Annotated in this window: 11 protein-coding genes; 3 read left to right on the forward strand and 8 right to left on the reverse strand. The window is 74.0% G+C overall.

Features of this window, described 5'->3' with window-relative positions:
• Positions 1-9: 9 nt before the first annotated feature.
• From meaB to AB0M79_RS01595, 7 genes are all read right to left on the reverse strand, one after another.
• Positions 10-1,002 (reverse strand): methylmalonyl Co-A mutase-associated GTPase MeaB, encoded by a 993-nt coding sequence (gene meaB, locus AB0M79_RS01565; protein ID WP_364206704.1) that lies wholly within the window; start codon positions 1,000-1,002, stop codon positions 10-12.
• Positions 999-3,200 (reverse strand): methylmalonyl-CoA mutase, encoded by a 2,202-nt coding sequence (gene scpA / locus AB0M79_RS01570; protein ID WP_364206706.1) that lies wholly within the window; start codon positions 3,198-3,200, stop codon positions 999-1,001. Before scpA ends, meaB begins: the two co-directional genes overlap by 4 nt.
• Positions 3,197-5,059 (reverse strand): methylmalonyl-CoA mutase subunit beta, encoded by a 1,863-nt coding sequence (locus AB0M79_RS01575; protein WP_364206708.1) that lies wholly within the window; start codon positions 5,057-5,059, stop codon positions 3,197-3,199. Before AB0M79_RS01575 ends, scpA begins: the two co-directional genes overlap by 4 nt.
• Positions 5,060-5,200: 141 nt before the next feature.
• Positions 5,201-5,614 (reverse strand): DUF2809 domain-containing protein, encoded by a 414-nt coding sequence (locus AB0M79_RS01580; protein ID WP_364206710.1) that lies wholly within the window; start codon positions 5,612-5,614, stop codon positions 5,201-5,203.
• A 59-nt stretch (positions 5,615-5,673) separates the two neighbouring features.
• On the reverse strand, positions 5,674-6,711 hold the full coding sequence (locus AB0M79_RS01585; RefSeq protein ID WP_364206712.1) for an SDR family oxidoreductase: 1,038 nt from the start codon (positions 6,709-6,711) through the stop codon (positions 5,674-5,676).
• Positions 6,712-6,718: 7 nt separating this feature from the next.
• On the reverse strand, positions 6,719-7,132 hold the full coding sequence (locus AB0M79_RS01590) for a hypothetical protein (protein WP_364206714.1): 414 nt from the start codon (positions 7,130-7,132) through the stop codon (positions 6,719-6,721).
• Positions 7,129-8,895: a thiamine pyrophosphate-dependent enzyme gene (locus AB0M79_RS01595; protein ID WP_364206716.1), complete on the reverse strand. Its 1,767-nt coding sequence runs from the start codon at positions 8,893-8,895 to the stop codon at positions 7,129-7,131. The genes AB0M79_RS01590 and AB0M79_RS01595 overlap by 4 nt, the downstream gene beginning before the upstream one ends.
• 130 nt (positions 8,896-9,025) lie before the next feature.
• Between AB0M79_RS01595 and AB0M79_RS01600 the strand changes: the two genes are divergently transcribed.
• From AB0M79_RS01600 to AB0M79_RS01610, 3 genes are read left to right on the forward strand one after another with little or no spacing between them, the layout of a single operon-like run.
• Positions 9,026-10,243, forward strand: coding sequence for a D-arabinono-1,4-lactone oxidase (locus AB0M79_RS01600; RefSeq protein ID WP_364206718.1), 1,218 nt, complete (start codon positions 9,026-9,028; stop codon positions 10,241-10,243).
• Positions 10,243-10,617, forward strand: a complete 375-nt coding sequence (locus AB0M79_RS01605) for a sensory rhodopsin transducer (RefSeq protein ID WP_364206720.1) — start codon at positions 10,243-10,245, stop codon at positions 10,615-10,617. Before AB0M79_RS01600 ends, AB0M79_RS01605 begins: the two co-directional genes overlap by 1 nt.
• A 43-nt stretch (positions 10,618-10,660) precedes the next feature.
• Positions 10,661-11,809: an FUSC family protein gene (locus AB0M79_RS01610; RefSeq protein WP_364206722.1), complete on the forward strand. Its 1,149-nt coding sequence runs from the start codon at positions 10,661-10,663 to the stop codon at positions 11,807-11,809.
• A gap of 12 nt (positions 11,810-11,821) precedes the next feature.
• Here AB0M79_RS01610 and AB0M79_RS01615 read toward each other — a convergent pair whose 3' ends face one another.
• Positions 11,822-13,054 carry a low temperature requirement protein A gene (locus AB0M79_RS01615; RefSeq protein WP_364206724.1) on the reverse strand — a complete coding sequence of 411 codons (1,233 nt, stop codon included), beginning with the start codon at positions 13,052-13,054 and terminating at the stop codon, positions 11,822-11,824.
• Positions 13,055-13,176: the final 122 nt, after the last annotated feature.

Raw genomic sequence — 13,176 nt, forward strand, 5'->3', positions numbered from 1 at the left:
GCGGCGGTCTCAGGACCGGCCGGTGAAGGCGGCCAGCAGTCGCTCGGCGGCCAGGGCCGGGGTGAGGGTGCCGTCGAGCACCTCGCGTTCGAGCGCCGGGGCGAGGGCGACGACCTCGGGGTGGCCGCGCAGCCGGTCCATCAGCGCGCCCCGGGCCATCGCCCACATCCAGTCGACCTGCTGGCGGCGGCGGCGCCGGGCGAGTTCCCCGGATTCGGCCAGGGTGTCCTGGTGGCGGACCAGGTGCTCCCACACGCCGGTGAGTCCGGTGCCCTCGCGGGCGCTGCACGTCACCACGGGCGGCCGCCAGGTGCCCTCGGCGACCCGGAGGAGGCGGAGCGCGCCGGACAGTTCGCGGGCGGCCTTGCGGGCGTCGTCGGCGTGTGGGCCGTCGGCCTTGTTGACCGCGACGACGTCGGCCAGTTCCAGGACGCCCTTCTTGATGCCCTGGAGTTGGTCGCCGGTGCGGGCGAGGGTGAGCAGCAGGAACGAGTCGACCATGTCGGCGACCGTGGTCTCGGACTGGCCGACGCCGACGGTCTCGACGAGTACGACGTCGTAGCCGGCCGCCTCGACGACCACCATCGCCTCGCGGGTCGCCTTGGCCACCCCGCCGAGGGTGCCGGCGGTCGGTGACGGCCGGACGAAGGCGTTCGGGTCGACGGCGAGGCGGGCCATCCGGGTCTTGTCGCCGAGGATGCTGCCGCCGGTCCGGGTCGAGGACGGGTCGACGGCGAGCACCGCAACCCGGTGTCCGGCGGCGGTCAGTTCGCTGCCGAGCGCGTCGATGAACGTGGACTTGCCGACGCCGGGCACCCCGGTCACGCCGACCCGGCGGGCCTTGCCGGCGTGCGGGGTCAGCGCGATCAGCAGCCGCTGGGCCAGCGGCTGGTGGTCGGCGCGGCGGGACTCGACCAGGGTGATCGCGCGGGCGATCCAGGCGGCCGATCCGGCGAGGACCCCGTCGGCGTACGCCTGGACGTCGATCGGGCGGGACGTCATGCGGCGGGTTCGGGGTGGCCGAGCCGGCGGCCGAGTTCGGTGAGCAGGTCGAGCGCGGCGTCGGCGATGACGGTCCCCGGCGGAAAGATCGCCGCGGCGCCGGCCGCCCGGAGCGCGTCGAAGTCCTGGGGCGGGACCACCCCGCCGACGATGATCATGATGTCGTCGCGGCCGAGGGCGGCGAGTTCGTCGCGCAGCGCCGGCACCAGGGTCAGGTGGCCGGCGGCCAGCGAGTTGACGCCGACGACGTGGACGTCGGCCTCGACGGCCTGCCGGGCGACCTCGGCCGGGGTGGAGAACAGCGGCCCGACGTCGACGTCGAAGCCGAGGTCGGCGAAGGCGGTGGCGACGACCTTCTGGCCGCGGTCGTGGCCGTCCTGGCCCATCTTGGCGACCAGGATCCGGGGCTGGCGCCCTTCGGCGTCGCCGAACGCGGCGGTGGCCGCCCGGGCCGCCTCGATGTTCCCGGCCCCGCCGGCCTCGTTGCGGTACACCCCGGAAATGGTACGGATCTGGGCGGCGTGCCGGCCGTACACCTTCTCCAGCGCGTCGGAGATCTCGCCGACGGTGGCCTTGGCGCGGGCGGCGTCGATCGCCAGGGCGAGCAGGTTCTGGTCCAGTCCCGGCCCGCGCGTGCCGGCGATCGCGGCGCCCGCGCCCCTGGTCAGCGCGTCCAGGGCGGCGAGGCAGGTGTCCTCGTCGCGCTCGGCGCGCAGCCGGCGCAGCTTGTCGAGCTGCCGGGCGCGTACGGCGCTGTTGTCGACCTTGAGCACGTCGATCGCGTCGTCGCCGTCGGGCCGGTAGCGGTTGACCCCGATCACCGGCTGCCGGCCGGAGTCGATGCGGGCCTGGGTGCGGGCGGCGGCCTCCTCGACGCGCAGCTTCGGGATGCCCTCGTCGATGGCGCGGGCCATGCCGCCGGCCGCCTCCACCTCGCTGATGTGTTCCCAGGCCCGGCGGGCGAGGTCGTGGGTGAGCCGTTCGACGTACGCGCTGCCGCCCCACGGGTCGATGACACCGGTGGTGCCGGACTCCTGCTGCAGCAGGAGCTGGGTGTTGCGGGCGATCCGGGCGGAGAAGTCGGTCGGCAGGGCGAGCGCCTCGTCGAGGGCGTTGGTGTGCAGCGACTGGGTGTGGCCCTGGGTGGCGGCCATCGCCTCGACGCAGGTGCGGCCGACGTTGTTGAAGACGTCCTGGGCGGTCAGCGACCAGCCCGAGGTCTGGCAGTGCGTACGCAGGCTCAGCGACTTGGGGTTCTTCGGCCCGAACTCGCGGACCAGCCGGGCCCACAGCAGCCGGGCGGCGCGCAGCTTGGCGACCTCCATGAAGAAGTTCATGCCGATCGCCCAGAAGAACGACAGCCGGGGGGCGAACGCGTCGATGTCGAGGCCGGCCTCGCGGCCGGCCCGCAGGTACTCCACCCCGTCGGCGAGCGTGTACGCCAGCTCCAGGTCGGCGGTCGCGCCGGCCTCCTGGATGTGGTATCCGGAGATGGAGATCGAGTTGTAGCGCGGCATCCGCTGCGAGGTGTACGCGAAGATGTCGGAGATGATCCGCATCGACGGTGCCGGCGGGTAGATGTAGGTGTTGCGGACCATGAACTCCTTGAGGATGTCGTTCTGGATCGTGCCGGACAACCGTTCCGGCGCGACCCCCTGCTCCTCGGCGGCGACGACGTAGAGCGCCAGGACGGGCAGCACGGCGCCGTTCATCGTCATCGACACGCTCATCCGGTCCAGCGGGATGCCGTCGAAGAGCTGGCGCATGTCGTAGATGGAGTCGATGGCGACACCGGCCATGCCGACGTCGCCGGCGACCCGCGGGTGGTCGGAGTCGTAGCCGCGGTGGGTGGGCAGGTCGAAGGCGACCGACAGGCCCTTCTGCCCGCCGGCGAGGTTGCGCCGGTAGAAGGCGTTGGACTCCTCGGCGGTGGAGAAGCCGGCGTACTGGCGGATCGTCCACGGCTGGGTGGCGTACATCGTCGGGTAGGGCCCGCGCAGGTAGGGCGTGATGCCGGGGTAGGTGCGCAGGAAGTCGAGGCCGGCGAGGTCGTCGGCGGTGTAGAGCGGCCGGACGTCGATCCCTTCCGGGGTGTGCCAGACGAGCTGGTCGGCGCCGGCCGCGGCCCGCCAGGCGTCGAGGTCGCCGTCGGTGGTGGGCGGCCCGCCGAGTTCCACCGTCGAGAAGTCGGGGATCATCCGGCCACCTCCAGGTCGCGCAGCAGTTCGGTCAGGACCTCGACGGCGTCGCAGCCGGCGTACAGGTGGCCGGTGACGCCGGGGTAGTCTTTGGGACGGCCGGCGAGCCACACCCGTAGGGCGCCGGCGGCGGTGAGCGCGGCGGCGACCGGTCCGGCCGACTCGGCGTAGAGCTTGTCGCTGGAGCAGAGGCAGGCCACGGTGGCGCCGCTCGCGGTGAACTCGGCGGCGAGCGTGGCGGGATCGTCGCCGGTGCCGGTCACCGTGGCGATGCCACCGGCGGCGAGCAGGTTGGCGGCGAAGCCGGTCCGGGCGCTGTGGACGGCCGGTGGCCCGAGCGCGGCGAGGAAGACGGTGGGCCGGTCGCCGGTGGCCGTACGGTGGGCGTCGGCCCGGTCGCGCAGCCGCTCGAACTGTTCGGCGTAGCGGTGCCGGGGCAGCCCGCCGGACGGTGGTGACGGTGCCGGCTCGCGCACCGGGAGCTGTTCGTCCAGGTTGGGGAACTCGCTGACGCCGGTGATCGGGTCGCGCCGGTGGGCGAGGTTGTCGGCGCGTCGCCGCCAGGTCGCGGCCAGCCGGTCGGCGACCAGGCCGCTGTCGAGCGCGGCCGCCATGCCGCCGGCCCGCTCGATCTCGGTGAACCAGTCCCAGGCGGCGCGGGCAAGTTCCTCGGTACGCCGTTCGACGTACCAGGAGCCGCCGGCGGGGTCGACGACCCGGCCGACGTTGGCCTCGTCGAGCAGCAGCGACTGGATGTTGCGGGCGACCCGCCGGGCCAGCGCGTCCGGCAGGCCGAGGGAGAGGTCGAACGGCTGGACGGTCACCGCGCCGGCGCCGCCGACCCCGGCGGCGAAGCAGGCGACGGTGGTGCGCAGCATGTTCACCCACGGGTCGCGGGCGGTCATCATCGCCGCCGAGGTGACGGCGTGCTGCCGCTGCCCGCCGGCGGCCGGCAGGCCGCACACCTGGGCGACCCGGGCCCACAGCCGCCGCGCGGCGCGCAGCTTGGCGATGGTGCCGAACTGGTCGGCGGTGGCGGCGTAGCGGAACTCGAGCTGGTCGAAGGCTTCGGCGAGGCCGAGCCCGCCGTCGGTGAGGGTGCGCAGGTAGGCCAGCCCGGTCGCCACCGCGCAGCCGAGTTCCTCGGCGTCGCTGCCGCCGGCGTCGTGGTAGCCGGTGGCGTCGACGGTGACGGCCCGCAGCCGCGGGAAGTCGGCGGCGCACCGCGCGGCGGCTCCGGCCACCGAGGTCAGCGGCAGCTCGGTGGGCGTACCGGTCGCGGCGCGCAGCCCGAGCGGGTCGAGGCCGAGGTTGCCGGCGACCTCCCCGGCCGGGACACCGCGGGCGTCGAGCAGGTCGAACCAGGCCTCGGTGGCGGCGAGGGACTGCCCTCCCGCGTCGAGGACCACGCCGGCCAGGTCCAGGTGTACGCCGTCGAGCGCGGCCGGGAGCCCGTCGAGCGGGATGCCGCTGTCGCCGAGCACCAGCCAGAGCGAGGTGGCCCCGTTCTCCAGGTCGGCGAGGACGGCGGCGTTCGTCGCCTTCGGATCGGGGTCGGCGTGCCGCTGGCGGACGTCCCAGCCGGTGGCGGCGGCGCCTGCGGTGCGACTGTCGCGGGTGTACGGGAACATCCCGGGCAGTCCGGTCGGCACCGTTCCGGTGTCGGCGGTGTAGAGCGGGGCGATCCGGACGCCGTCGTACGTGGTGGTCGACAGCAGGTCCTCGACCGTCCCGGGTTCGCTGTCCTCGTCGGCCAGTCCGGCCTTGCGCGCCACCGAGTGGGCCAGCAGTCGCCACTCTTCCAGGGTGGCGGCCGGGAAGTCGGCAGCGAGGCGCATGTCCTCGGGCGGCACCGTCATGCCCGGATGCTACTGGCGACACCGTTCCGGCACCCTGGAGCGGAGCTGAATGTAACGAGCTTCATTCAGGGCCGTCTGGCTGAACGGCCCTTCAGGAGCGCTCCGTGGACGGCTTCCTGGCAAGGAGTGACGACGGACCGGCTAGCCCGCCCGGCCGGCGGTCGCCCCGCGCGCGGCCCGGGACCGGGCCCGCAGCAACCAGTGCAGCGCGGCCAGGGGCACCACCCCGACCGGATACCACGCCAGGTCGGTCGGATCGAACTGCACGCCCAGCGCCAGCCGGGCCAGCAGGCTGCGGGCCGACAGGGCGGCCGGGATCCCGGTCAACTGGAAGAACTCGACGAGCCAGCAGAAGCCGACCGCGACCGCGCCGGCCGGCAGCGGACCCAGGCGCGGCCACAGGAACAGCACGCCGGCGTAGACCATCGACGCGTAGAGGGCGGTGCCCGAGTGCTGCTCCAGGGCACCGTCGCTCAGGGCGCGGATGCCGAGGGCGACGACCAGGACGAGGGCGGCGGCGGCGAGCATGAGCAGCCGGACGGATCGCGCGGGCATCGACATCCCGGCGATGCTAGCCGCGGCCGGCCGGCCGGCGGCCGGCACCGGGCCGTGGCTCAGCGGCGGCGCCAGGCGTACGCGCCCAGGACGGCCCCCACCCCGCCGAGCGCGAGGGCCAGCCGCCGGTGCCGGGAGAGCCAGGCCTGCGGGCTGTGCGGGTGGGAACGGTCGTCGAAGGCACCGTGGGCGCCCTGGTCGGGCTGGCCGGGACCGTCCGCCGGCCGCCACAGGTTCGTCGGCCGGTCCGGGTCGGAGGGGCGGTCGGTCTGCTGTGCCCGGTAGCCGGTACGGGCCAGGTAGTGGTCGAGCAGTCCGGGTACGAGGCGGTTGGCGAGGATGGTGAGCACGGTCGGGGCGCCGACCCAGTACTCGCGGCGGTTCGGCCGGGCGGCGGCGGCGACGATCGCCCGGGCCGCGACCTCGGGCTGGTAGATCGGCGGCACCGGCTGGGCGGGCCGGGGCAGCCGCGACAGCAGCCAGTCGAACTGTGGGGTGTTCACCGCCGGCAGGTGCACCATCGTCACCTTGACGTTGCTGCGGTCGTGCAGCAGTTCGCAGCGCAGCGACTCGGTGAAGCCGGCGACGGCGTGCTTGGCCCCGCAGTACGCCGACTGGAGCGGGATCGACCGGTAGGCCAGCGCCGAGCCGACCTGGACGATCGCGCCCCGGCCGAGCGGGGCCATGTGGTCGAGCGCGACCCGGGTGCCGTGTACGTACCCGAGATAGGTGACCTCGGTGGCGCGGCGGAACTCGTCCGGGCTGATCTGGAGGAACGGGGCGAAGACGGCGCTGAACGCGTTGTTGATCCACACGTCGATCGGACCGAGTTCGGCGGCGATGCGCCGGCCGGCCGCCTCGACCTGCGCGAAGTCGGCCATGTCGGTCTCGATGGGCAGCGCCCGCCCGCCGGCCGCCGCCACCTCGTCGGCGACGGCCCGCAGCCCGCTCTCGCCGCGGGCCAGCAGGGCGATCGCCGTACCCGGTCCGGCGAGCATCCGGGCCGTGGCCCGCCCGACTCCCCCGCTGGCCCCGGTGACCACCACCACCCGCCCGGGGCCGCGTCCCGTGCCGTCGCTTCCGGCCGCTGCGTTCATGCCGGGCTCACCTACCCTCTTTCGCCACCGGCCCGCCGGCGGTCCACAGGTCCAGCATCATCAGGACGACGGCGACCGCGCCGTCGTTGAGCGCGATCCGGCGCTGCGGCCGGTCGACGGCCGCGAGCGCGACCGTGGTCAGGGCGTGCAGCCCGTCGACGCCGGCGCCGACCCCGAACGCGGCGGGCGCCGGGCGCCGGGCGAGCAGCGCCGCCTGGACCAGGTGCCGGGCGCCGAGCACCCGCAGGGTGGCCACGGCCAGCGGGCTCGGCCGGCCGAGCCGGCGCAGGACCGGACGGGGCGCGAGCAGCAGGGTGCCACCCCAGCACATCCGGGTGAGCAGGCTGAGCCGGGGGACGACTCCCCCGCCGACGCGGGCCATGGGACCGCCGGTCGCGGCGGGCCACCGCCGGCCGGTCACGACCGCAGCTCGTTGATCTTGTCGCGGACGACCGTTGCCACGGTGGCGGCCTTGTGCGGCTGGCCGCGCAGGAACGCCTGGGTGAAGTGCTTGGCCTGGTCGTAGCGGACCTTGCCGGGCATCGGCGGCTCGTTGGGGTTGACGTCGCAGTCGACCAGTGCCGGCCCCGGATGCGCCAGCGCGGCCCGGATCGCGTCGGGCAGCGCCCCGGCCTCGGTCACCTTGGCGCCGTACCCGCCGCAGGCGCGGGCCCAGGCGCCGAAGTCGGCCTCCGGCTGCCGGTGCCGTACGGCGTACTCCGGGTAGCCGAGGATGATCTGCTCCCAGAGGATCTGCCCGTACGAGTTGTTGTTGTTGATCACGACCTTGATCGGCAGCTCGTGCCGTACGGCGGTCAGGAACTCCGCCATCAGCATCGCGAAACCGCCGTCGCCGACGAAGGCGATCACCTGCCGCCCCGGGTGGGCGTGCTGGATGGCCACCGCGTACGGCAGCCCCGGCGCCATCGTCGCGAGGTTGCCCGACAGGTAGAACTCCCGGCCGCCGCGGATCGTCCAGTGCCGGGCCGCCCAGGTGGCGATCGTGCCGGAGTCGCAGGTGAGGACCGCGTCGTCGGCGGCGGCCGCGTCGAGGCAGCCGATCAGGTACTGCGGGGCGATCGGGTGCCGGTCCGGGTTCTCCAGCGACTCCATGTCCGACCGCCAGGCGTCCCGTTCCGCCTGGTAGCGGCTGAGGAACGAGCGGTCGGGGCGGTCGCGCAGCTTCGGCAGCAACTGCTTCAGGGCGAGCCGGGCGTCGGCGTTGACGGGTGCCTCCACCGGCACCCGCATGCCGATCAGGCTGGCGTCGACGTCGATCTGCACCGTCCGGGCCTGGCCGGGGGCGGGCAGGTACTTCGCGTACGGGAAGGAGGTGCCGACCATCAGCAGGGTGTCGCACTCCTCCATCAGTTCCTCGCTGGGCCGGGTGCCGAGCAGGCCGAGACCACCGGTGGTCAGCGGGTGGTCGTCGGGCACCACCTGCTTGCCGGACAGCGTCTTCACGATCGGGCTGGCCAGCGCCTCGGCGACGGCGAGCACCTCGTCGCGGGCGTCGCGGGCGCCGATGCCGACCAGCATCGCGACCTTGCGGCCGGCGTTGAGCACCTCGGCGGCGCGGGCCAGGTCGGGCTCGGCGGCCGGCATCGGCGGCCGGGACAGGGTCGACTGGCTCATCGCCGGCTTGCCCGGGCTGACGTGCCGGTACGGGTCCTCGACCGCCGGGGCGACCTGGACGTCGTTGGGAAACGTCAGGTGCGCGACGGTGCGCTTGGCCAGCGCGTTGCGGATCGCGAGGTCGACGACGCCCGGCATCTGCTGCGGGTTGGTGACCATCAGGTTGTACACCGCCACGTCCTGGTACAGCAGTTCGGTGTGCACCTCCTGCTGGTAGCGCGAGCCGAGCACCGACGACTCCTGCATGCCGGTGATCGCCAGCACCGGGACGTGGTCGAGCTTGGCGTCGTACAGGCCGTTGAGCAGGTGGATGGCGCCCGGCCCGGAGGTGGCGACACAGACGCCGAGGCGGCCGGTCGCCTTCGCGTAACCGGTCGCCATGAACGCCGCCGCCTCCTCGTGGTGCACCAGGACGAACCGCAGCTTGTCCTGCTGCCGGCGGAACCCCTCCATCAGGCCGTTGATGCCGTCGCCCGGCAGGCCGAACACGGTGTCGACACCCCAGTCGACCAGCCGCCGGGCCAGGCTCTCGCCAACGATCTCCTGCACGTCGCCTCCCGCCGGCCGAAGTCAGGTCCGGCACCCGGCCGGACGCGCGGCGACTTCCCGCCAGCGCCGCCGGCAAACCCGTCCACCCGACGCCGGGACTAGCCACCGGCACCGTGGGTAGACGCCGACGGTGGCACGTCAGTTCGTCAACTGGTCCGGCAGTCTGGCCTTCACGCCGGGCGGGTACGCCGAGCCGGCCGACGAGGAGGCGGTGCGGGATCTGGTCCGGCGCGCCCGCGAGGACCGGACGAAGATCCGCCCGATCGGCTCGGGGCACTCGTCGAGCCCGCTGGTGCGTACCGACGGGACCCTGCTCAGCCTGGACCGGATGGCGGGCGTGATCGGGAACGACCCGGCGGCCGGCCGGGCGACGGTGTGGGCGGGCACCAAGCTGAAGGCGCTCGGCGAGGGGCTGTACGACGCCGGCCTCGCGATGGACAACCTCGGCGACGTCGACTACCAGTCGATCGCCGGGGCGACCGCCACCGGCACGCACGGCACCGGGCTCGGCTTCGGCAACCTGTCCACCCAGGTGGCCGGCGTACGGCTGGTCAGCGGCGGCGGCGAGATCCTGGACATCTCGGCCCGGGACAACCCGGAACTGTTCGCCGCCGCCCGGCTGTCGCTGGGCGCGCTGGGGGTGGTCACCCGGATCACCCTGCACGTGCAGCCGCGCTACGAGCTGCGCCGGCGGGCGTGGTGCGCCCACGTCGACTGGACGCTCGACCACCTGGCCGAACTCCAGCACACCAACCGCAACATGGACTTCTACTGGTATCCGCGCAGCGACCAGACCCAGATCCGGACGATGAACCGGCGGGACCGGGAGCCGGACATCCAACCGTGGGCGGCGGGCCGCGAGCCGGGTCCGGGCGGGCAGCCCGCCGAGGTTGAGGTCGGGCCGACCCACCGCACCATTCCGCGGCACCGGGAGCTGCGCTTCGAGGAGATCGAGTACATGCTGCCGTCGGAGGCGTTCCCCGCCTGCTTCGGCGAGGTCCGGCGGCGGATCCGGGAACGCCACCGCCGGGTGGCGGCGTGGCGGGTCCTGGTACGCACCATCGCCGCCGACGACATCGCGCTGAGCAACGCCCACGGCCGGGCGACCACCACCATCGCCTGCCTGCAGAACAGCTCGCTGCCCTACGAGGAGTACTTCCGGGACATGGAGGCGGTGTTCCGGCAGTACGGCGGGCGCCCGCACTGGGGCAAGAAGCACTGGCTGGCCGCCGGCGAGCTGCGACCGCTCTACCCGCGCTGGGACGACTTCCAGGCGGCCCGCCGCCGGCTCGACCCGGACGGGGTGTTCCTCACGCCCGACCTGGCCCGGCTGCTGGGAGAGGCGTGATGCCGGACATCGGACGGCGGGTCTGGGTGATCCCGGGCGGACGCATCCCGTTCCCCGCGCACGGGGCCGAGCCGGAGTTCACCGGCTTCGACCAGCTCTGCGTCCTCAACGCCACCGACGAGACGGCCGAGGTGCGCGTGGACGTCTACTACGAGGACGCCGAGCCGGTCGGGCCGTACCTGATCCCGGTGGGCGCCCGGCGGATCCGGCACGTCCGGCTCAACGACCTGATCGACCCGGAGGCGATCCGCCTCGACCGGCCGTACGGCTGCCTGATGCGGTCACCGGTCCCGGTGGTCGTCCAGTTCCTGCGCCAGGACACCCGGCTGCCGGGTGCGCTGGGGCTGGCCACCACCCTGGCCTATCCGGCCTGAGCCCCCGACGTTCGGCGGACGGCGGCAGCGGGTAACCGCGCTCATGCCGACTTCCGACTCGTCCGGCCGGCGGACCGGCGACGGCGTGCGGGCCCGGCTCCGGGCCCGGGTCAAAGGTACGGGCCGGGACAGCTACCGGCGCCTGCAGACGTATCTGATCGTGGCGGTCCAGGCCGGGGTGGCCGCCGCGCTGTCCTGGGTGGTGGCCGCGCAGGTGCTCGGCAACCCGGAACCGACGTTCGCGCCGGCCGCCGCCGTCGGTACGATCGCCGCCGCGCTCGGCAACCGGACCCGCCGCACGGTCGAGCTGATCGCCGGCGTGGTGCTCGGCATCGCCGTCGGTGACCTGCTCATCCTCCTGGTCGGCACGGGGGCGTGGCAGACCGGGAGCATCGTCTTCCTGGCCGTCACGGCGGCGGCGGTGGTCCGGGGCACGGGGGCGTTGATGACCCAGGCCGGTGGTACGGCGGTGCTGATCGCGACGCTCACCCCTACGGTGGCCGACCTGGAGGTCCCCCGCACCATCAACGCGCTCGTCGGTGGCGCGGTCGGGCTGCTGGTGGTGCTCCTGATCGTCCCGCTCAACCCGTTGCGGACCGTACGGCGCGTCGCCAGCCCGGCACTGGACCTGTTCGCCCGGGAGATGACCCACTCGGCGGAGGCGCTCGCCCTCGGCGACGCGAAACGGGCCGAACGGGTCCTGAAGCGGATGCGGGACGCCGAGCAGGAACTCGGCCGGCTCGGCGAGGTCGTCACCGCGGCGGACGAGGTGGTCCGGTACTCCCCGGTGCGCTGGCGCCGCCGCCGGACGCTGGCCGCGTACCGGCGCGGCGCCGAGCACATGGACCGGGCGTTCCGAAACAGTCGCGGCCTGGTCCGCCGGATCGGCACCGCGCTGCGGGACAACGAACCGGTGCCACCCAACCTGCCGGCGGCGGTCGAGCACTTCGGCGAGGCGGTCCGGCTGCTGCACCGGGAGTTCCTCGACGAGCGGGAACCGCACCGGGCCCGCGAGCGGGTGCTGCGAGCGGCGCGGGAGGCCGGGCGGGCCTGCCGGGAGGATATCGGCTTCTCCGGTACGGTCGCGGTCTCGCAGCTCCGGACCGCCTGCAACGACCTGCTCCGGGCCACCGGGGTGGGCCGCAACGAGGCCCGGGTGATGATCCGCGAGGCGGTCGCCGGGCAGCGGTAGGCGGGATCGGTCCTAGAGGTGGCCGCCGCGCCACCGGCTGATCTCGGCCTCCGACGCCTCCTCCTCGTGCAGCGCCAACTCCCGGATCCGGTTACGCTCGGTCACCCCGGTCAGCCGCTGTACCAGCGCCAGCGCCACGCACGCCGCGACGAGCAGGCCGAGCGCGACGAGGACCGGCATCCGTACGGCCACCACGGCGAGCCCGGCGATCACCGCCACCGCGACGAGGGTCGAGTACCGCACCCGGCGGAACGTGCGCAGCGTGGCGGCGACGCCGGCCAGCAGGAAGAGGACCACCCCGCCGTAGAGGGTGCCGACCGCACCGCTGGAAAGGTGGTTCCCCGGCGCGGCGACCACCTCGAGGACGACCTTGAGCCCGAGGGCCGTGAACATGATCCCGATGATGATCGCCAGGTGCAGGTAGGTGTAGACGTCGCGGGCGAGCGGGATGCGGACCCGGTCCCGGGTGCCGTGCAGGGCCTGCTCGATCCCGAGTGCGAGGGTGTCGAACTGCAGCCACCACAGTGCGGAGATCAGGCCGATGCCCAGCACGCCGGCGATGATCACCGGCACGGTCAGGGTCAGCTCGGCGAACCGGCCCGGGCCGATCCCCAGGCCCAGCACCGACTCGCCGAGCCCGATGAGCACGATCAACCCGTGCCGCTCCGCGAAGTGCCCGGCGGAGACGACCGACCACGCGGTGTACGGCAGCAGGATGCCGGCGCCGTACTCCACGACCAGGGCGGTCAGCCACAGCCCGAGCCGGACCCGGGCCGCGAGTTGGCCGTCGTCGAGCCACAGCGGGGTGAACGCGGCGAGCCCGATCAGCCCGGCCGCCACGACCGCCGGCAGGGTCAGCAGCCACAGCCGCCGGCGCGGCTGGTCGGTCGCGCTGAAGACGTACCAGAGCGACCCGACCGTCAGCGCCCGTACGACCAGGTAGCAGGCGGCGAACACCACCGGGCCGGACAGGTCACCGGGGCGGTCGACGAACGCCTGCGGCATGGACAGCGCCAGCACGAAGACGGCGGCCATGGTGGCGAACCCGATCAGCGGCAGTATGCCGTGGTCGGCGCGCACCGCGTTGCCGAGCGCGACGAATCCGGTCCAGCACCACCAGAGCAGGGCGAGCACGACGGCCCCGGCCAGCAGGCCGAACGGGTCGAGGTTCCGCGAGACCAGGCCCGTCACGTTCAGGAAGGCGAAGACGAAGATGAGGTCGTAGAAGAGTTCGAGCCTGGTCACCCGTGAGCCCGGAGCCACCGGCAGGAGCCACCGTGACCGGCGGAGGGTCGGCGCTGCGCTCACCGCCCGAGTCTGGCAGGGGGGCGGACCGCGCGCAGCGTTTCCGGGGGCGGGGGCGGTGG

It is taken from the genome of Polymorphospora sp. NPDC051019 (assembly GCF_040683055.1).
Taxonomy (GTDB): domain Bacteria; phylum Actinomycetota; class Actinomycetes; order Mycobacteriales; family Micromonosporaceae; genus Polymorphospora; species Polymorphospora lycopeni.